The sequence below is a fragment of the Bradyrhizobium sp. CCBAU 53340 genome (assembly GCF_015291645.1).
Lineage (GTDB): Bacteria > Pseudomonadota > Alphaproteobacteria > Rhizobiales > Xanthobacteraceae > Bradyrhizobium.
In genome coordinates this window covers 2,203,956-2,221,735 of the sequence record NZ_CP030055.1, presented here as the reverse complement: position 1 = coordinate 2,221,735, position 17,780 = coordinate 2,203,956, and the positions used below count along the sequence as shown (strand labels likewise).

The following is a 17,780-nucleotide window of genomic DNA, read 5'->3' as shown; positions in this document are numbered from 1 at the left end:
TCCTCGCCCTCGTTAACGAATGACCTGCAAGCCAGAGGCCATCCCGAGAGCGTTATTGCTGCGACTTGTTGTTGCCACTTGGCGCTGGTCTTGCAAGACTTTCCCTTAAGTCAAATCACCCGGTGCAGGCATTCTCGCAGCCATGGACTTGAATACCATCACAGCGGTCTCCCATCCGCAAACGCGCTCCGAACTGCCCGTTTGGACGCCAGGTGATGCTTGGCTCGCGGGCGGCACGTGGCTGTTCTCGGAGCCGCAGGTCCACCTCACGCGGCTGATCGATCTTACCGATCTGAAATGGCCGGCGCTGACAATCATGCCTGATCATCTCAGCATCGCCGCCACCTGCACCATCTCGCAGCTCGATGCGTTCACCTGCCCGCCCGACTGGCTCGCCGCACCGCTGATCGGCCAATGCTGCCGCGCCTTTCTCGCTTCGTTCAAGATCTGGAAGACGGCAACGGTGGGCGGCAATCTCTGCATGTCGCTGCCGGCGGGACCGATGATCTCGCTCACATCAGCGCTCGACGGCGTCTGCACCATCTGGAAGGCCGGCGGCGGCGAGCAGAGGATTCCCGTCGCCGAATTCGTCACGGGCAACCAGCGCAACCGCCTGTCGCCGGGCGATTTGCTGCGGCAGATCGACATTCCACTTGCCGCACTGAAGCGCCGCTCCGCACTTCGCCAGATCTCGCTCGCGCCGGTCGGCCGCTCCGCGGCGCTTGTGATCGGCAGCCTGGACGCCAATGGCAAACTGACGCTCACGGTCACCGCATCGACAGTGCGGCCGATCCAGCTTTCCTTGGCCAAGCCGCCTGACGCGAGCGCGCTTCGCGATACGATTGCGCAGCAGATCACGGATGACCTGTACCACACCGACATCCACGGCAAACCGCTTTGGCGCAAGCACATGACGCTGCGGCTCGCCGAGGAGATTCGCAGTGAATTGCTGGACATCGCGCAGCCATGAGCTTCGAGATCAACGGCAAGCCGTTTCCGCAAGCGCCGCGCGCCGGCCAATGCTTGCGCTCGTTTTTGCGGGAGCTCGGCCATTTCGGAGTGAAAAAAGGCTGCGATGCCGGCGATTGCGGCGCCTGCACCGTGCTGCTCGACGGCGAGCCCGTGCACAGCTGCCTGATCCCTGCGTTTCGCGCGGACGGGCACGCCATCACCACGATCGAAGGTCTCGGCGGTGAGGACGGGGCGCATCCGATGCAGCAGGCCTTCCTCGACGCGCAAGGGTTTCAATGCGGCTTCTGCACCGCCGGCATGATCCTGACCTGTGCCTCGCTGAACCAGGCGCAGCGCACCGATCTCGGTGCCGCGCTGAAGGGCAACATCTGCCGCTGCACCGGCTATCGCGCGATCGAGGACGCAATCCACGGCAAGAGCAATATCGACGAGGTTGTCGAGGCCGGCGGCGCATTCGGGCGCAGTCTGCCGGCGCCCGCAGGCCCCGACGTCGTTCGCGGTACGGCGCGCTACGCGTTCGACACGGAGATCGAGGGTCTGCTGCACATCAAGCTGCTGCGCTCGCCGCATGCGCATGCCAGGATCGTTTCGATCGACAGATCGGCGGCGATGGCCGTGCCCGGCGTGCATGCGGTGCTGACGCATGAGGATGCGCCATCGGTGCTGTTCTCGACCGCGCGGCATGAGAAGGACTGGATGGATCCCGAGGACACCCGCATCCTCGACGATGTCGTCCGCTTCGTCGGCCAGAAGGTCGCGGCCGTCGTCGCCGAGAGCGAAGGCGCGGCCGAGGAGGCCTGCCGCCGGATGAAGGTCGCGTACGAAATCTTGCCCGCGCTGATCGATCCGGAGCAGGCGATGACGCCGGGCGCGCCGCTCGTTCATCCTGACCGCACCAGCGCGAACCGCGTCGCGGACGCGCAGCGCAACCTCGTCGCGGAGATTCATGGCGAGTTCGGCGATGTCGCCGCGGCACTCGCCACATCCGCCGTCACTTACGAGGACACCTTCAACAGCCATCGTGTGCAGCACGCGGCGCTGGAGACCCATGGCGGCCTCGCCTGGCTCGACGCGACAGGCGTGCTCAACGTCCGCACCTCGACGCAGGTGCCGTTCCTGACCCGGCGCGCGCTCGCGGACATCTTCCGGCTTCCCATGGACAAGGTCCGCGTGTTCTGCGAGCGCGTCGGCGGCGGGTTTGGTGGCAAGCAGGAGATGTTCGTCGAGGATATTCTGGCGCTCGCCGCGCTCAAGACGGGACGTCCCGTCAAGCTCGAGCTCACCCGCGAGGAGCAGTTCATCGCGACCTCGACGCGGCATCCGATGCGCGTCCACATCAAGGCCGGCGCCGATGCCGAGGGCAAGCTCACTGCGCTCCAGCTCGACGTGCTCTCCAACACCGGCGCCTATGGCAATCACGGCGGCTCCGTGATGTTCCACGCGGTGTCCGAGTCCATCGCCGTCTACAACTGTCCGAACAAACGGGTCGACGGCTTCGTGGTTTACACCAATACGGTACCTGCCGGCGCGTTTCGCGGTTATGGGCTGCCGCAAGCCCTGATCGCGGTGGAGGCCGCGATCGACGAGCTGGCCAAGCAGCTCGGCATCACCCCCTATGACATGCGACGACGCAATATCGTCAGGGAGGGCGATCCCATGCTGTCGCCGCCTGAGCCCGAATATCACGACGTACTCTACGGTTCCTACGGGCTCGACCAGTGCATCGACCTCGTCGAGCGCGCGATGCAGGCGGATCAGCCGCCAGCCGCACTGTCGCCGGACTGGCTGACCGGCGACGGCATCGCCCTGACCATGATCGACACGGCGCCGCCGGCCGGCCACATCGCGGACGCGGTGATCGCGCTGAACGACGATGGCGGCTTCGATCTCACCGTTGGCACCGCCGAGTTCGGCAACGGCACCAGCACCGTGCACCGGCAGATCGCCGCGACCGCCCTCGCGATCACCGTCGACAGGATCCGCCTGCGCCAGTCCGACACCGCCCATGGTGGTCACGACACCGGCGCCTATGGCAGCACCGGCACGTTCGTCGCCGGCAAGGCGACACAGGCCGCGGCGACACAGCTTGCGACCGAGCTGAAGGCCGCCGCCGCCGGCGCGTGGCTTTGCGATGCGGCCAGTTGCACGCTCGAGGGCGAGTTCGTCGTCAGCGGCGTGCGTCGCATGTCCTTTGTCGAGCTGGCGAAGCTCGCGCGCGAGGCGGGCCGGCCGCTCGTAGCGCACGGCAATTCCGAGGGCACGCCGCGCTCGGTTGGCTTCAACGTGCAGGGCTTCCGTGTCGCGGTAAACAAGGGCACCGGCGAGGTCAGGATTCTCAGGAGCGTGCAGGCGGCGGATGCGGGCGTCGTTGCCAATCCCATGCAGTGCCGTGGCCAGGTCGAGGGTGGCGTCGCGCAGGCCCTTGGTGCAGCGCTCTACGAGGAGATGGTGATCGACGCCGAGGGCCGTGTCACCAATCCCAAATTCCGTGACTACCATCTGCCGTCCTTCGCGGACGTGCCGCGCACGGAGGTATTGTTCGCCGAGACTTCGGACACGATCGGGCCGTTAGGTGCGAAGTCGATGAGCGAGAGCCCGTACAATCCGGTCGCCGCCGCACTCGGCAACGCAATCGCCGATGCCACCGGCATCCGCTTCACGGCACCGCCCTTCAAGCCGGACCGGCTGTTTCCAGCGCTGCACGACAAGTTCGGCGACTAACTGCCGCGATAGGTCGAATAGCTCCAAGGTGTCACCAGCAGCGGCACGTGGTAGTGTCCCTCGGGCTCGCTGATCGCAAAGCGCAACGGGATCTCGTCGAGGAACGGCGGGTCGGGAAGCTGCACATTGCGCTCGGCGTAATATTTTCCGACGCTGAAGCGAAGCTCGTAGCGGCCAACCGGCAGCGGGCGGCCGCCGATCAGCGGCTGGTCGGTACGGCCGTCAGCGTTGGTGACGCTACGCGTGATGATGCGGTTCTCGCCGAGCGCGGCAAGCTCGACCAGCTCAACTGCGATTCCCGCCGCGGGTTTGCCGACGTGATTGTCCAGCACATGGGTGGAAAGCCGGCCGTGCACTTTCAGCTTGTCGTCGGCGATGACGAGCTGATCCAGCCGCAGCGCCGAGATACGGCCGATCTCCTCGATCGCACGGCGAGTCTCGGTCTTGGCAATGTTGCGCAGGCGCGTCTCGAAGTCGCGCAGCACGGAATCCTTGGTGTGACGCCGCACGCAGACGATGTAGGGGAAGCCGAATTTTTCGCGGTAGGCGTTGTTGACGCGTTCGAAGGCCGAATATTCGGCCTCCGACAGCCGGTCGAGCCCGGCGCTGTTCTGCTCCGCGGTCGATTCCGCCGTCAGGCCCGCTGCACGCTGGGTCTTGTTGGCGAGATCGGGGTGCGCCCGGATCAGCGCCAGCTGTACGTCCGGGTCGGCCGCCTGGATCGCCGCCATCAGCGCAGCATGGAGCTGATTGACACCGGCGAACGGCCGCTGCGCCGCGATCTGCTCGGCGATCCACGGCGAATATTCGACGACATTGGCAAGCGCGGCGACGAAGTCGTCCTTGCTTGCGGCATTGAGATCGGAAAGAGCTATCTGCGACACCGCGCCTCACCCAATCTCGAACGCATCGGCCGCAAGATGTGCATGCTTGTTGTACCAATGCTGCGCAATCTGGAGCCGCGTCGGCACCCAGACCCGCTCGTGCTTGCCGATGTAATCCAGGAAGCGGATCAGACCAGCGGCCCGGCCGGGCCGGCCGGCGAGACGGCAGTGCAGCCCTACCGACATCATCTTCGGTGCGGTCTCGCCCTCGGCATAGAGCACGTCGAAGGCGTCCTTCAAATAGGTGTAGAACTGCTCGCCTTCGGCAAACCCTTGTGGGTTGATGAAGCGCATGTCGTTGGCGTCAAGCGTATAGGGAATGATGAGCTGCTTGCCGTTCGCGCCCTTGACCCAATAGGGCAGATCGTCGGCATAGGAATCGCAGAGATAAAGGAAGCCGCCCTCCTCCATCAACAGCCGGTTGGTGTTGATCGAGGAGCGCCCGGTGTACCAGCCGAGCGGCCGCGAACCGGTCGCCTCGGTGTGGACACGGATCGACTCGGCGATCTCGGCGCGCTCCTGCGCTTCCGTCATGTCCTTGTGCTCGATCCATTTCAGGCTGTGGCTCGCGATGTCCCAGCCCGATTCCTTCATCGCCGCGACGATTTCCGGATTGCGCTTCAGCGCGGTGGCGACACCGAACACGGTGGTCGGCCACTTCCGCTCATTGAACATCCGCCACAGCCGCCAGAAGCCGGCGCGCGAGCCATATTCGAACATGGATTCGATATTGGCGTGACGCTGGCCCGGCCATGGCTGCGCACCGAGCACGTCGGACAGGAACGCTTCAGAGGCGCGGTCGCCGTGCAGGATGTTGTTCTCGCCGCCTTCCTCGAAATTGACGACGAACTGCACCGCGACCCGTGCGCCGCCGGGCCACTCTGGATGCGGCGGGTTGCGGCCGTAACCGCGGAGATCGCGGGGGTAGCTTGTATCAGTCACTCAGACTTCCTCGAAACGGATCGGCAACGCGCCCTTCCACAGCACGCTCTCGCCCAGCGTCGCCAGATTATCAAGGCCCGAGGTCAGCGTGATGAAGTGATTGCCGGCGAGCTGGCCCATCTTGCTGGCGAAGTGGACGCTGCCATAAGCGAGCAGGATCTCGGTCTCGCTGATCCCGCCGGGATAGAGAACGATCTGGCCGGGCGCCGGATAGCTGGTGTGGTTTTCGTAGCCGACGCCAAAGTCGAGGTCGCCAAGCGGCATCCAGACGCCTTCACCACTCCAGCGCACATGGATGATGTGGCTCTCGAACGGCAACGTCTTGCGGAACGCCGCGACGGTCTTCGGCGCTGCCTGCTCCTCGAAGCGGGCGTCGAAGGTGAAATCGCCGGCGCGGATAACGAGTTTGCTCATCTCATTTCTCTGGCTCGGGGCCATAGCCCCCGGGAACTTGCAAAGTGCCCTCACCTGCGGTCGTATGACCAGCCGAACACCCCGCTCCGCCGCACCTCCGGCTCGGGCTCTGCGGCCGGCGCAGGAGCCTCCTTCAGTTCCGCCTGCGGCGGGGGCGGCGGAGGCGCCGGCAGGCTCTCGCATTTCATGGAATAGACCAGCTTGCCGTCCGCGGTGCGCCCAATGGGAGCGCAGGGGTCGGCATGCGCCGCCGAGCTTTTGGGAGCAGGTTTCAACTGCGCCACGGCCGGCGAGGCGATCAAAAGCAGGACCAGCAGATATTTCGACATCGTTGTCGCGCCTAAAACCTTCATTGCCCCATTGAACCGGATTGCGCCGGTCAAGTCCATCGGGCCCGGCGCGGCGGATGCCGAATATTTAGCCGAGGCCAAAAAATTTGCTCGCCCCATCGTGAAGCGGCGTTGCCGATCGTGAAGCCGGCGACGGTGATATTCGGCCGGACGCGTCGCCATGTCAGTTGCGACGACGCACAGAAGAGACATTCCTCTCGCCGTGGGAAACGTCGTCACGGGAGAAACAACCATGCACAAGACTCTTGCCATTCTCGGCGCCACGCTGATTACCGTCATCACCGTCCAGACCGCCGCAGCGGGCGAGCGCCATCACATCCGCAAGGCACAGCCCGCCCCCATCACCCAGTCGGTGCGCGACTCCAACGCGGCCATGTGGCCATCGCAACCGACTGCCCCCGACTGGTCGCGCTACGCCAACGGCGCCATGTCGGCACCGGCGGGACGGTGAGGCAGGAGCGATACGGCGAGGCTCTCGTGTCCCGGACGCGCTGCAGCGTGCAACGCTGCTGCGCAGAGCCGGGACCCACGCCACCCGGATTGCTCGGAGATATGGGCCCCGGCTCTGCAGCGCACCGCTCCGGACGATGCTTCGCATCGCCGGGGCGCTGCGCTGCGTCCGGGGCACGACAACAAAGTTTGACGGACGGCTCTCTCCACATAGTCATTGCGAGCAAGTAGCGACATCGCTCTATCGCATTTCAATTTGTAGACACACCTTCGCGTTCTCGCGGCTCAATTCGCCCGAGCTTTGCTTGATCTCTCCCCCCTCAAAAATCAGGAGGGCGCAGGGAAGGCCGGGTGCTGACCTCGCACCCACGGTCTGCTGCGCGAAGTGTAGCGCAAGAAGACCGCACAGCAGCATACAGGTGGAGCCGAACACACGGCCTTCCCTGCGCGATGGTTTGACGGCTTATGCCGTGCTCTCCCGGGAGCCGAATTCCCTCTGGCCTCCCTCGCCCCGCAGATTGGCGATGCGGTTAACCCGGTTGGGCGCTCCACACCTCCGCGACAGGCTTGACCGTAGCGACGACGGCCAGGACCACACGGTTTTGCCGTACGCGTATCGCCTGATGCCACAGGGTCTTTCGGCAGTGTGCACACGCGCCGAAAGAATGTTGGCGAGACGATTGTCACAGCGCCGCTCATCCGCACGCGGTTTCGGGCTCACAGGGACTACCCGCCCTGCCCGCACCTTTTCGTGCCGACGCTGCCGCGTCCACCGCAAACCCGGCTCGCAATCAGTGACGACGTACGATCGCCCCTCCAGATCGAGCCGGGATGGGCAACACATACGCCATTTCCGAATTTCGGTAAAGCGGAATATTTTGGCGTAACGGGATTGACAACCGGGCGACACAGCCTGTTCGCCCGGATGGAGTTGCGCTTCATCCGGGCTACGCCAGCGGTCAGTACGGATTGTAATAGTAGCGCGGGCCGCCATAGTAGCCGTAGCCGGGACCGTAATAGCGCGGGCCGCCATAATAGTAGTTGTCGTAATATTCCTGGCGGCGGCTCTCGGCGATCGCACCTCCGATCAGGCCGGCCGCGAGGCCCATGAAGGCGAGGCCCGCAGCGTTCGGTCCGCGCCGGTAATGCCGATAGTGACGCCGGGCGGCGCTGAAATCGGTCGCATTGGATGAGCCCGGCCCCGCTGCAGTGCCCGCCGCGGACACGGCGTTGGCCGGTGTCGGAGCCGCGGCCGTCGAAGGCGAGATGGAAGCGACGACCAAAGCGAGACCGGCGAATGCGGCCAATGCGGTGCGGCGGCCACCGCTCGAATTCACGGACCTGTCACTCATCTCAACGTCCTCCACTCTCGCCAAACAAAGAGATGTGAACACAACGGACAATGCGCAAGGCATTGGAATAGTTTCGCGATCGCGGCAATCTGCCACGCTTTGAACGATTGTAAACCGAGACGTCAGATCCGGCTTGATCCATTCGACCTGGGCGGATAATGAACAGGCGCGCCGGTTTTCCGGTCGCCGTAAGCGTTCACGTGAACCAACGCATCAACCGACGCCGTCGGGATCGATGCCATTTTGGGGTTCAACGTGACTGACGCGTCTTTTTCTTTCCGAGAAATCAAATGATTGCGGTTCGCAAACTGCCGGCGCGCTATGCGCCGATCGTGATGCCATTCGTGCTGTCCACCCTCATGACGGCCGTGGTGTCGGTCATTTCGACGCTGCGAAGCCTCGGCGCAACGCCAGCCTTCCTTGCGACCTGGCCGGGCGCCTGGGCACTGTCCTGGCTCGTCGCCTTTCCAACACTGCTGATGGTGCTGCCACTGGTCCGCCGGATCGTGGCCTGCCTCGTCGCATCTCCTCCTCAACCAGGCCGATAGCCGGCGCGGACGGCAGTGCTTCCCGCGCGCCGTCCCGCTTCCATGATTGCTGACTACCTTGGACCAAGCTTCCACACTTCCCGCCCCATCCGTCGCATTGTCGCGACATCCCCCGCTGCTGCTCTACATCGCATCGCGATGACATTGTTTCCGGTGCTGCGCGAGGTGGACAAGCTGGAGTGACCTCTAGGCCCGGTAACTCCAGTATTTCCGGAGTGCATCGCCTGCGGCCTGGAGGTCGAAGCGCTGGTCTGGCGCGAGTTGTTGCGCGATCAGATTGAACATGTCGTTCAGGATCGAGCGCTTCTCGCCGAAATAGGAATGGTGCAGGCCGACCAGGCTGGTATCGACCAGCGAGGCATCGATCGTGTCGACCCCATCGACGACCGTCAACGCCTCGCCGGCCTCGCCCGCCCGGGAATAGCCGTGCACGAATTTTGAGGCGAGCAGCGCCACGTCGCGCGACGAGGCATAAAGCGTGACACGCGCGGCGCAGCCCTTGAATTTCGCTGCGAGCTGGACGAAGCGGTCGCGATCGATGTCGGGCGCCGCAAAGATGATCTGGCCGAGCTTTGCGGCGCCGGCCGGCAGCTGCCAGGAGGTAGCGCGTTCGAGCGTGTTGATCACGGCGCGGTTACCCATGCTGTGGGCGATGATGTGAACTTTGCCGGCGCCGACCTCGCCGAGCGCAAGCTGGAGAAACGCCTCGAAATGATCGCGCGACCAGTCGATCGTGCTCTCGTCCACCGTGTACTTCTTGGTGTCCGCCGCCGACGCCCAGCTATATAGCAGCGTCCTGCCGGCAAATTTCAGATCCACCGCGAGCTGCGCCGCCCGCCGCGCCGAATCCGCAAATGTCACGTTGTAGCCGTGCACGAAGACCAGGACGTCGCGCAAGTCTGCCGCAGCAAGCGAGTCCTTCAGGCTCGTGACGAAGGCGTCCCGGCCGAGCGGCCCGACGCTTTTGAGGATCACGTGCTTTTCGGGATTGGGCGAGAATTCGAGACGCCACCAGCTTGGGCTGGTGAGCTCGCCGAGGTCGCGGCCGCGCGTGGGCACGCCGACCTCGGCGACGCCGAAGGACAGCATCCCGCGCTCGCCACGGAAATAGGCCGCCGGCGTATCGTCGCCCCGGGCGCGGTCGGTGCCGTAGAAGACGGGAATCGTGACAACACCGGTGGTTTCATCGGTGGTCGGCCTGATGGTATCGGGAACAACGGGCGGTGACACCCCCCCGCGACGGGTCACGGTCTCCTGAGCAGCAACGGGCGCTGCCATGTCTGCCATCACGCGCTCGACCAATTCCATGGCCGGCGGCTCGGCGAGCAGCCGCACGAGCAAGAGGTCCAGCGACTGGCGAAGCTTGTCCGGATCTTCACCCTGGCCAGCGCGCCCCGCGAGCGCCTGCAATTCCTCGGCATAAGGTGGCCATTTGTCGCCCAGCAGGCCCTTCAGCCGGGGCCCGAGTTCGAGCAAGGCAAGCAACAGGCGAAGCGTGTCCGACATCGCACGTCCCTCGTCGCTGAATGCGGCCAGGGCAACAGCCTGCCGCGCCCCTAGCCTAGAGGTTGTGAACGATCTGGCAAGTCCGCTGCGCGTGCCGGCGTCAACTTGCCCGGGGGGCTGAAGCCTTATGACAACGCGCCCAGCACGCCGCGCGTGGCCTTGTCGATCTCCTCGACATAGCGGCGGCGGGCAAAGGTCTCGGTCAGGAAGCCGACCACCTTGCGGCTGTCGGTGGAATCGACCACCGCCAGCATTTCGGCCTCGGCCTCGTCGAACACCGCCATCGCGCTCTTCACGTTCATTTCCGGGATCAGCACGATGTCGGTCAGACGCGCGAGCTCGATGACCTGGATGTCGTCGGCGATGGTATCGAGATCGCTGGAGAACAGATCCGGCAGCAGAACGAGGCCGACATATTCGTCAGCATTGTTGACGATGACGACCCCGGGCCGTGACCCCAACGCGAATTCCCGCCGTGTCGCGGCGATGGTGGTGGTCGACGGCACCTTGCCGACGTCCGAGCGCATCAGCCGCTCGACGGTGAGGTTGCGCAGCCAGCCGACGTCGTTGGCGCTACGGATGGTCTCGCCGCGCAGATGCAGGCGCCAGGTCGAGAAGGAGTGGCCGAACATGAAGCGCACGCAGATCGAGGTGACGATGCAGCCGGCCAGCACCACGGCGGTGACGTCGACATTGCGGGTCATCTCGAGCACGAGGAACGACATGGTCAGGGGACCGCCGACGATGGCGACGCCGAGCGTCGCCATGCCGGTCAGCATCGCCACCAGCGGGTCGATCGCGAAGTTCGGGCTGATCAGCAGCAGCACCGCGGCGAAGAATTTTCCGATCAGGCTGCCGACGAACAGCGAGGCAAAGAACAGCCCGCCACGGAAGCCGGACGCCAGCGAGACCAGGCAGGCCGTCACCTTCAGCGCGATGATGATCGCGATCAGGCCGATGGCCATGTCGTGAAAGAGATCGAGCACCATGGCGCCGTGACCGGCCGCCAGCACCTGCGGTGTGACCAGAGCGAAGCCGCCGACGATGAAGCCGCCGATCACCGGCCGCAGCCACACCGGCAGCCATTTGAACAGGCCCTCGAACACCGAGGACGAGCGCATCACGGCGATGCCGACGCCGCTGGTGACGAGCGCGAGCCCGATCAGCGCCAGATATTGCTCAACGCCGACAGCGCTGACCTTGGGAATTTCGAGCGAGTAAGGCGCGCCGCCGAGCCATTGCGCCGTCAGCGCGCCGGCAAGCGAGGCCGCCAGGATCGGGGCGGCGCTACCGACTGCATAGACGCCGACGATCAGCTCGCAGGCGTAGAATGCGCCGGTGATCGGCGCGCCGAAGGCCGCCGCGATCGCCGCCGCAGCACCGCAGCCGACGACCAGGCGGAGATCGTTGCGGCGGAGATTGAAGAACTTGCCGAACAGCGAGGCGATGCCGGAGCCGATCTGGGTGTAGCCGGCCTCGAGGCCGACCGACGCGCCGCAGCCGTTCGAGATCAGCGTCTGGCCGGACACCACCACGCTGTCGCGCATCGACAGATTGCCGCCGCGCAGCGCATTGGCCTCGATCGGGTCGACCGCGCTGGAAATCTTCAGCCGCCGCCGCCACCATTCCATGACGCCAAGCGCGAGGCCGCCCAGCGCGGGCGCCATCATCGCCGCCCACGGACTGATATAGGTATTGGCCGAGAGGCGGACGTCGATGGGAATGCCGTAGATGATGACGTGGGCGATCTGCGCGATCTCGGCCATCAGCGTCACGATCGCGCCGGCGAGCGTGCCGATCACGAGCGCCAGCGGGATCAGGTAGAATTCGTTGCTGCGCAATAGCGCGCGCAGCCGCACCATGGTGCGGTTGGTCCCCTTGCCGTCGACGAAATATCTGATCCGCGCGAACACCGCTTGCGAGCCCTACCCTTCCGACAGGCCGTAGCCGGCCATGCGCTGGCGGACCCGTTCGATTTCGGCGCTCGACAGCAGCGGCGGTTTCCCGATCTGGAGGCAGCCGTGATATTGCCGCGCCAGCGTCTCGACCTCGACGGCAAGCCACATCGCCTTGTCGAGGGTCTTGCCGATCGCGATCATGCCGTGATGGTCGAGCAGGCAGGCCTGCCGCCCCTCCAGCGCGTGGACCGCATGCGCGGACAGTTCCGCTGTCCCGAAGGTGGCATAGGGCGCGCAGCGGATGCTGTCGCCGCCGGCGGCCGCGATCATGTAATGCACCGGCGGGATGTCCATGCCCATGATCGCCAGGATGGTGCAATAGGTCGGATGGGCGTGGACGACGGCGTTGACATCAGTGCGCGCCTTCAGGATGTCCAGGTGGAAGCGCCACTCGCTGGAGGGCTTCCGGCTCGGGGCGTGCGAGCCGTCCATCGCCATGAAGACGATCTGGTCCGGCGTCATGGCGTCATAGGGCACGCTGGTGGGCGTGACCAGGATGCCGTCGCCGTGCCGCACGCTGATATTGCCCGAGGTGCCCTGGTTGATGCCGAGCGCGTTCATGCGGCGGCAGGCGTCGATGATGGCCTGTCTCTTGTCGAGCTCGTCCGCTGTCACCGACATCTCGAGTTCATCTCCACCTTCTTGGCTATGGGCGTTGTTAGACCCGAAGTACGTCAAAGCAATGTGGCAGCGCAAGCGAAAGCGGACCTGTTCAGGCGCCGTCTTTCCGCCACTCCCCGAGCGACAGAAAATAAATTGTAAAATCAATAGATTAACAGATCGTCGCAGGGCTATGACAAGCTCGCCCGAACGGCCGCGATCCCGTTGATCACGAATTGCACCGAATAGGCCGCGAGCAGCATGCCGAGCACACGCGACAGCACGGCATTTCCGGTCCGCCCCAGCGTCCGTGCGATCAGGTGGGCCGAGAGAAAGCAGAGCATGCAAATCAGGCACACCGCGAGGACGATCACGATGATGATCGCGAGCTTCGCCCCATAGCCGGCACCGCCCGACAGCAGCAGCGTGGTCGCAATGGCCCCGGGACCGGCCATCATGGGGATGGCGAGCGGAAACACCGCGACGTCGGAGGCGTGCTCGGCGGTCGCCTTGTCGGCCTCCCGCGCCTCGCGATGCGGCCGGTCGCCGAAGATCATCTGGTAGGACACGCCGAACAAGAGCAGCCCACCCGCGATCTGGAAGGCGGGGATGCCGATCCCGAGCTGGCGCAGCAGCCAGTTTCCGACCAGCGCGATCACGACCAGGATCGAGGCTGCGATGAACGGCGCCCGCAGCGCGACCGTCCGCTTGATCTTGTCGGGCATGCCGCCGGTCGCGGCCAGGAAGGCCGGCGCAAGGCCGACGGGATCGACCACCAGCAGCAGCGTGACGAAGGCGGACAGGGCGAAGTCGAGCATGGGACAGGGGTCTCGGGCGAGCGGGGTTCTGCTGGCCAGCCATAGCGGCTCGCGCGGACCTTCGCGAGGAACATTTGCTGATCCCGACTCTTGATCGCGTGAGGATTGAGGAAGGGCATGCCTTCCCGTGTCGCCTCATGAGGAGGATCTATGGCTAAACGAGCAAAGAAACGTGCCTCTGCGAAAAAGACCGCATCGCGCCGCCCGCGTCAGGCGCCCAAGATGTTGAGCGACCTGTTTCTGGAAACACTGAAGGACATCTATTTCGCCGAGAACAAGATCATCAAGACGTTGCCCAAGATGGCCAAGGCCGCGCATTCCAAGGAGCTCGCCGCCGCCTTCAACAAGCATCTGCGCGAGACGCAGGGCCAGGTCAAACGTCTGGACCAGATCTTCGGAATGCTGGGCAAGCCGGCGCGCGGCAAGCCGTGCGAGGCGATCAACGGCATCACCGACGAAGGCGCCGAGATCATGAAGGACTTCAAGAACGCCCCTGCCCTCGACGCCGGCCTGCTCGCCGCGGCGCAGGCCGTCGAGCATTACGAGATCTCCCGCTACGGCACACTTCGCACCTGGGCCGAGGAGCTCGGCATGGCTGATGCCGCAAGACTGCTCCAGGAGACGCTGGAGGAGGAAGAGGCGACCGATCACACCCTGTCCGAACTCGCCACCTCCGTAATCAACCTCGAGGCGGAGGCCGAATACCGTCAAGCCGCCTGATCCCGTCAGTCCCGCCCAATTGCTGCCGCCGACGCCGCGGAACATCTTTCGCGGCGTCGATGCGTCTGAGCGCAAGGGTCGGCTTCGCTGCGAGAGGCAGGCATGCCGCAAACGCGCGATGCTGGAATTTGCGGGAACCATCACCATATCCCCGTTTTCCAACCGCAGCGTCTTCCCCGAGTCTTGCCATGCAACCCAAAAATCCCTTCGACTGGATGCTGTCCGAAGCCCTGGACCAGCTGACCCGCGCCGAACGGCTGCGCCAGCAGTTTGGCCGCCAGGACACCTGCTGGGAGCCGCCGATCGACGTGCTCGAGACCGAGCATGAGCTCCTGATCCTGGTCGCGCTTCCGGGCGTCAATCCGGACAATGTCGAGACTGTCATCCATGACGGCGTGCTGGTCATTTCCGGCCAGCGCACGCTGCCGCCGGAGCTTCGCAACGCCCGCATCCACCGGCTCGAGCTGCCGCAAGGACGATTTGAGCGCCGCATTGCCTTGCCGCTTGGCCGCTACGCCATCAGCCGCTTCGTGATGGACGGCTGCGTCGCACTGCGCCTCGCCAAATCCTGAGGTCGATCATGGCCACCGAACAGATGAATAACCCACAGACGAATTCCGACGTGAATATCCCCGAAGACGCCCTGATCATCATACCCGTGCGCGAAATGGTGCTGTTCCCCGGCGCCATCGCGCCAATCGCGATCGCGCGGCCCAAGTCCGTCGCCGCCGCGCAGCAGGCGCTGCGCGAGCAGCGGCCGATCGGCATCGTCCTGCAGCGCAGCCCCGAGATCGATGAGCCCGGTCCGGACGACCTCTACCGGGTCGCAACCATCGCCAACATCGTGCGCTACATCACCGCGCCAGACGGCACGCATCACATCGTCTGTCAGGGCGTGCAGCGCGCGCGCATCCTCGACTTCCTGCCGGGGACGCCGTTCCCGGCCGCGCGCATCCAGCAGATTCCGGAGCCGACCACGAATTCGCCGGAGATCGAGGCACGCGCCTTGAACCTGCAGCGCCAGGCCGTCGAGGCGATCGAGCTGCTGCCGCAGGCGCCGCCCGAGCTGGTCGCGATGTTCCAGAGCACCAGTGCGCCCGGCGCGCTGGCGGATCTGGCGACCTCGTTCATGGACATCAAGCCGCAGGACAAGCAGGAGGTCCTGGAGACCATCGACCTCGCCTTGCGCGTCGAGAAGGTGTCCAAGCACCTGGCCGAACGGCTGGAGGTGCTGCGCATCTCCAACGAGATCGGCCAGAAGACCAAGGCGTCTTTCGACGAGCGGCAGCGCGAGGCGATCCTGCGCGAGCAGATGGCGACTATCCAGCGGCAACTGGGCGAAGGCGACGGCAAGGCTGCCGAGGTCGCCGAGCTGACGGCTGCGATCGCCAAGGCCAACATGCCGCCGGAGGCGGAGGCGCACGCCAAGAAGGAGCTGCGCCGCTACGAGCGCATGCCCGAGACTGCCGGTGAAGCCGGCATGGTCCGCACCTATCTCGACTGGCTGATCGAGCTGCCCTGGGCGCTGCCCGCGGAGAAGCCGATCGACATCAAGGAAGCACGTCGTATCCTGGATGCCGATCACTTCGGCCTCGAGAAGATCAAAAGCCGGATCATCGAATATCTGGCGGTGCGCAAGCTGGCCCCGCAGGGCAAGGCGCCGATCCTGTGCTTCGTCGGCCCGCCCGGCGTCGGCAAGACCTCGCTCGGCCAATCCATCGCGCGTGCGATGGATCGCCCTTTCGTGCGCGTCAGCCTGGGCGGCGTGCATGACGAGGCCGAGATCCGCGGTCACCGCCGCACTTATATCGGCGCGCTGCCCGGCAACATCATCCAGGGCATCAAGAAGGCGGGCGCACGCAACTGCGTCATGATGCTGGACGAGATCGACAAGATGGGCCGTGGCGTGCAGGGCGACCCTTCCGCCGCGATGCTGGAGGTGCTCGACCCCGAGCAGAACGGGACGTTCCGGGACAATTACCTGGGCGTGCCCTTCGACCTGTCGCGCGTGGTGTTCATCGCGACCGCCAACATGCTGGACCAGATTCCGGGCCCGCTCTTGGACCGCATGGAGCTGATCAGCCTCGCCGGTTACACCGAGGACGAGAAGCTGGAGATCGCGCAGCGCTACCTGGTGCGGCGGCAGCTGGAGGCCAACGGCCTGACGGCAGACCAAGCCGAGATCGAGCCGGAGGCACTGAAGCTGATCGTCAAGGGTTACACCCGCGAAGCCGGCGTGCGTAACCTCGAGCGCGAGATCGGCAAGGTGTTTCGCCATGCCGCAGTGCAGGTGGCCGAGGGCACGGCCGCCAAAGTCGTGGTGGCGACGAAGGACATCGCCACCGTGCTCGGCCAGCCGCGTTTCGAAGGCGAGATCGCGCAGCGCACCAGCATCCCCGGCGTGGCCACCGGACTTGCCTGGACGCCAGTCGGCGGCGACATCCTGTTCATCGAGGCTTCGCGCGTGCCCGGCCGCGGCGGCATGATCCTGACCGGCCAGCTCGGCGAGGTCATGCGCGAAAGCGTGCAGGCGGCGCTGACTCTGGTGAAGAGCAGAGCCACCCAGCTCGGCATCGATCCCCAGGTGTTCGAGAAGAGCGACATCCACGTTCACGTTCCGGCGGGTGCAACCCCGAAGGACGGACCGAGCGCGGGCGTGGCGATGTTCACCGCGCTGACGTCACTGCTCACCAATCGCACGGTGAGGAGCGACACGGCGATGACCGGCGAAATCTCGCTGCGCGGCCTGGTGCTGCCGGTCGGCGGCATCAAGGAGAAGGTGGTGGCCGCAGCCGCCGCCGGGCTGAAGCGGGTGATGCTACCGGCGCGCAACAAGCGGGACTACGACGACATCCCGAAGAGCGCGCGGGACAACCTCGAATTCATCTGGCTGGAGCGCGTCGACGAGGCCATCGCCGCCGCGCTCGAGCCCGATGCGGCCAAGGTCGAAGCGGCGGAGTGAAGGCGATGAAGAAACTGCTGGAAGAGGCCAGGAAATCGCGGAAAACGCAGCGGCTGCGCCAGCTGCTCGGTCGTGCCATCGACCGGGTGCGCGATGCGCTCGCAGCACCGGAGCCGCGGCTTCAGCCGATCCCGGTTCGGGTGAAGCGCCGCAAGGGCTGATCCCCTCCGTATCGACCCCTGCGTCACTCAAGACAAAAGGCCCCCTCTCATCGAGGGGGCCTTTGCGTTATCAGGCCACGGCGTCCTTGGCGGCCTTGACCGGGCGGGCGCGGACGATCTTCCGGGCCGGCTTGGCCTTGAACATCATCTCCTGACCCGTGAACGGGTTGGTGCCCTTGCGCGCCTTGGTCGCAGGCTTCTTGATGACCACGAACTTCGCGAAGCCCGGCACCAGGAACAGGCCGTTCTTCTTGAGCTCCTTGTGACCGACGTCGGTCAGCGTCTCCATGACGCTCTTGACGTCGCGCTTGGAGAGCTCGGTGGCGGTCGCAATCTTTTCGATCAACTGCGATTTGGACATTTGGGTTGGCATCGTGTCTCCTCTGATTCGTTGCCGGTTGCATATTAGACCAACCGGCGAA

At 65.0% G+C, this 17,780-nt stretch carries 18 protein-coding genes; 8 read left to right on the top strand and 10 right to left on the bottom strand.

All coding sequences use genetic code 11. The features are described from left to right. Positions 1 to 142 precede the first annotated feature (142 nt). Both XH89_RS10410 and XH89_RS10405 read left to right on the top strand, forming a co-directional pair. Positions 143 to 970 carry an FAD binding domain-containing protein gene (locus XH89_RS10410; RefSeq protein WP_194466977.1) on the top strand — a complete coding sequence of 276 codons (828 nt, stop codon included), beginning with the start codon at positions 143 to 145 and terminating at the stop codon, positions 968 to 970. Further along, positions 967 to 3,693 (top strand): molybdopterin-dependent oxidoreductase, encoded by a 2,727-nt coding sequence (locus tag XH89_RS10405; RefSeq protein ID WP_194466976.1) that lies wholly within the window; start codon positions 967 to 969, stop codon positions 3,691 to 3,693. The genes XH89_RS10410 and XH89_RS10405 overlap by 4 nt, the downstream gene beginning before the upstream one ends. Here the strand turns inward: XH89_RS10405 and uraD are convergent. Genes uraD through XH89_RS10385 form a run of 4 tightly spaced genes read right to left on the bottom strand, consistent with a single transcriptional unit; the run spans position 3,690 to position 6,262 of the window. After that, positions 3,690 to 4,577 (bottom strand): 2-oxo-4-hydroxy-4-carboxy-5-ureidoimidazoline decarboxylase, encoded by an 888-nt coding sequence (gene uraD, locus XH89_RS10400; protein ID WP_194466975.1) that lies wholly within the window; start codon positions 4,575 to 4,577, stop codon positions 3,690 to 3,692. The genes XH89_RS10405 and uraD overlap by 4 nt on opposite strands. 6 nt (positions 4,578 to 4,583) lie before the next feature. Further along, positions 4,584 to 5,519: an allantoinase PuuE gene (gene puuE, locus XH89_RS10395; RefSeq protein WP_194466974.1), complete on the bottom strand. Its 936-nt coding sequence runs from the start codon at positions 5,517 to 5,519 to the stop codon at positions 4,584 to 4,586. Continuing rightward, positions 5,520 to 5,933 (bottom strand): DUF3830 family protein, encoded by a 414-nt coding sequence (locus XH89_RS10390; protein ID WP_194466973.1) that lies wholly within the window; start codon positions 5,931 to 5,933, stop codon positions 5,520 to 5,522. 50 nt (positions 5,934 to 5,983) lie between these two features. After that, positions 5,984 to 6,262, bottom strand: coding sequence for a hypothetical protein (locus tag XH89_RS10385; RefSeq protein ID WP_194466972.1), 279 nt, complete (start codon positions 6,260 to 6,262; stop codon positions 5,984 to 5,986). Positions 6,263 to 6,515: 253 nt separating this feature from the next. Here XH89_RS10385 and XH89_RS10380 point away from each other — a divergent pair, with 253 nt between their 5' ends. Then, positions 6,516 to 6,734, top strand: a complete 219-nt coding sequence (locus tag XH89_RS10380) for a hypothetical protein (RefSeq protein ID WP_194466971.1) — start codon at positions 6,516 to 6,518, stop codon at positions 6,732 to 6,734. Between the two features lie 958 nt (positions 6,735 to 7,692). Here XH89_RS10380 and XH89_RS10375 read toward each other — a convergent pair. After that, positions 7,693 to 8,085 (bottom strand): hypothetical protein, encoded by a 393-nt coding sequence (locus XH89_RS10375; protein ID WP_194466970.1) that lies wholly within the window; start codon positions 8,083 to 8,085, stop codon positions 7,693 to 7,695. 290 nt (positions 8,086 to 8,375) lie between these two features. Here XH89_RS10375 and XH89_RS10370 point away from each other — a divergent pair, with 290 nt between their 5' ends. Next, positions 8,376 to 8,633: a DUF2798 domain-containing protein gene (locus XH89_RS10370; RefSeq protein WP_194466969.1), complete on the top strand. Its 258-nt coding sequence runs from the start codon at positions 8,376 to 8,378 to the stop codon at positions 8,631 to 8,633. A gap of 186 nt (positions 8,634 to 8,819) precedes the next feature. Here the strand turns inward: XH89_RS10370 and XH89_RS10365 are convergent, their stop codons facing one another. The 4 genes from XH89_RS10365 to XH89_RS10350 all read right to left on the bottom strand — a co-directional run bounded on the left by XH89_RS10365 (position 8,820) and on the right by XH89_RS10350 (position 13,515). Then, entirely contained in the window at positions 8,820 to 10,139 is a 1,320-nt protein-coding gene (locus XH89_RS10365; RefSeq protein WP_194466968.1) for an alpha/beta hydrolase, read from the bottom strand. Between the two features lie 125 nt (positions 10,140 to 10,264). Continuing rightward, positions 10,265 to 12,052 (bottom strand): chloride channel protein, encoded by a 1,788-nt coding sequence (locus XH89_RS10360; protein ID WP_194466967.1) that lies wholly within the window; start codon positions 12,050 to 12,052, stop codon positions 10,265 to 10,267. 12 nt (positions 12,053 to 12,064) lie between these two features. Then, positions 12,065 to 12,718 (bottom strand): L-fuculose-phosphate aldolase, encoded by a 654-nt coding sequence (locus XH89_RS10355; RefSeq protein ID WP_194466966.1) that lies wholly within the window; start codon positions 12,716 to 12,718, stop codon positions 12,065 to 12,067. A 170-nt stretch (positions 12,719 to 12,888) separates the two neighbouring features. Next, positions 12,889 to 13,515, bottom strand: coding sequence for a MarC family protein (locus tag XH89_RS10350; protein WP_194466965.1), 627 nt, complete (start codon positions 13,513 to 13,515; stop codon positions 12,889 to 12,891). 150 nt (positions 13,516 to 13,665) lie between these two features. On the opposite strand from XH89_RS10350, the gene XH89_RS10345 reads away from it, so the two are divergent. The 4 genes from XH89_RS10345 to XH89_RS10330 all read left to right on the top strand — a co-directional run bounded on the left by XH89_RS10345 (position 13,666) and on the right by XH89_RS10330 (position 17,358). Continuing rightward, the gene (locus XH89_RS10345) at positions 13,666 to 14,235 is read left to right on the top strand and encodes a ferritin-like domain-containing protein (RefSeq protein WP_194466964.1); all 570 of its coding nucleotides are present in this window, start codon (positions 13,666 to 13,668) and stop codon (positions 14,233 to 14,235) included. Between the two features lie 188 nt (positions 14,236 to 14,423). Further along, positions 14,424 to 14,807: an Hsp20/alpha crystallin family protein gene (locus XH89_RS10340; protein ID WP_194466963.1), complete on the top strand. Its 384-nt coding sequence runs from the start codon at positions 14,424 to 14,426 to the stop codon at positions 14,805 to 14,807. A gap of 8 nt (positions 14,808 to 14,815) precedes the next feature. Beyond that, the gene (gene lon / locus XH89_RS10335) at positions 14,816 to 17,197 is read left to right on the top strand and encodes an endopeptidase La (protein ID WP_194466962.1); all 2,382 of its coding nucleotides are present in this window, start codon (positions 14,816 to 14,818) and stop codon (positions 17,195 to 17,197) included. A 5-nt stretch (positions 17,198 to 17,202) separates the two neighbouring features. After that, positions 17,203 to 17,358, top strand: a complete 156-nt coding sequence (locus XH89_RS10330) for a hypothetical protein (RefSeq protein WP_194466961.1) — start codon at positions 17,203 to 17,205, stop codon at positions 17,356 to 17,358. A gap of 70 nt (positions 17,359 to 17,428) precedes the next feature. Here the strand turns inward: XH89_RS10330 and XH89_RS10325 are convergent, their stop codons facing one another. Continuing rightward, the gene (locus tag XH89_RS10325) at positions 17,429 to 17,731 is read right to left on the bottom strand and encodes an HU family DNA-binding protein (protein ID WP_194466960.1); all 303 of its coding nucleotides are present in this window, start codon (positions 17,729 to 17,731) and stop codon (positions 17,429 to 17,431) included. Between the last annotated feature and the right edge of the window lie 49 nt (positions 17,732 to 17,780).

Bases quoted from the DNA above. Each gene is read 5' to 3' on its own strand.
- XH89_RS10385 (WP_194466972.1), bottom strand. From the start codon at position 6,262: ATGTCGAAATATCTGCTGGTCCTGCTTTTGATCGCCTCGCCGGCCGTG.
- XH89_RS10325 (WP_194466960.1), bottom strand. From the start codon at position 17,731: ATGCCAACCCAAATGTCCAAATCGCAGTTGATCGAAAAGATTGCGACC.
- XH89_RS10365 (WP_194466968.1), bottom strand. From the start codon at position 10,139: ATGTCGGACACGCTTCGCCTGTTGCTTGCCTTGCTCGAACTCGGGCCC.
- XH89_RS10340 (WP_194466963.1), top strand. From the start codon at position 14,424: ATGCAACCCAAAAATCCCTTCGACTGGATGCTGTCCGAAGCCCTGGAC.
- XH89_RS10380 (WP_194466971.1), top strand. From the start codon at position 6,516: ATGCACAAGACTCTTGCCATTCTCGGCGCCACGCTGATTACCGTCATC.
- XH89_RS10375 (WP_194466970.1), bottom strand. From the start codon at position 8,085: ATGAGTGACAGGTCCGTGAATTCGAGCGGTGGCCGCCGCACCGCATTG.
- XH89_RS10350 (WP_194466965.1), bottom strand. From the start codon at position 13,515: ATGCTCGACTTCGCCCTGTCCGCCTTCGTCACGCTGCTGCTGGTGGTC.
- XH89_RS10370 (WP_194466969.1), top strand. From the start codon at position 8,376: ATGATTGCGGTTCGCAAACTGCCGGCGCGCTATGCGCCGATCGTGATG.
- XH89_RS10345 (WP_194466964.1), top strand. From the start codon at position 13,666: ATGGCTAAACGAGCAAAGAAACGTGCCTCTGCGAAAAAGACCGCATCG.
- lon (WP_194466962.1), top strand. From the start codon at position 14,816: ATGGCCACCGAACAGATGAATAACCCACAGACGAATTCCGACGTGAAT.
- XH89_RS10410 (WP_194466977.1), top strand. From the start codon at position 143: ATGGACTTGAATACCATCACAGCGGTCTCCCATCCGCAAACGCGCTCC.
- XH89_RS10390 (WP_194466973.1), bottom strand. From the start codon at position 5,933: ATGAGCAAACTCGTTATCCGCGCCGGCGATTTCACCTTCGACGCCCGC.
- XH89_RS10405 (WP_194466976.1), top strand. From the start codon at position 967: ATGAGCTTCGAGATCAACGGCAAGCCGTTTCCGCAAGCGCCGCGCGCC.
- XH89_RS10330 (WP_194466961.1), top strand. From the start codon at position 17,203: ATGAAGAAACTGCTGGAAGAGGCCAGGAAATCGCGGAAAACGCAGCGG.
- XH89_RS10355 (WP_194466966.1), bottom strand. From the start codon at position 12,718: ATGTCGGTGACAGCGGACGAGCTCGACAAGAGACAGGCCATCATCGAC.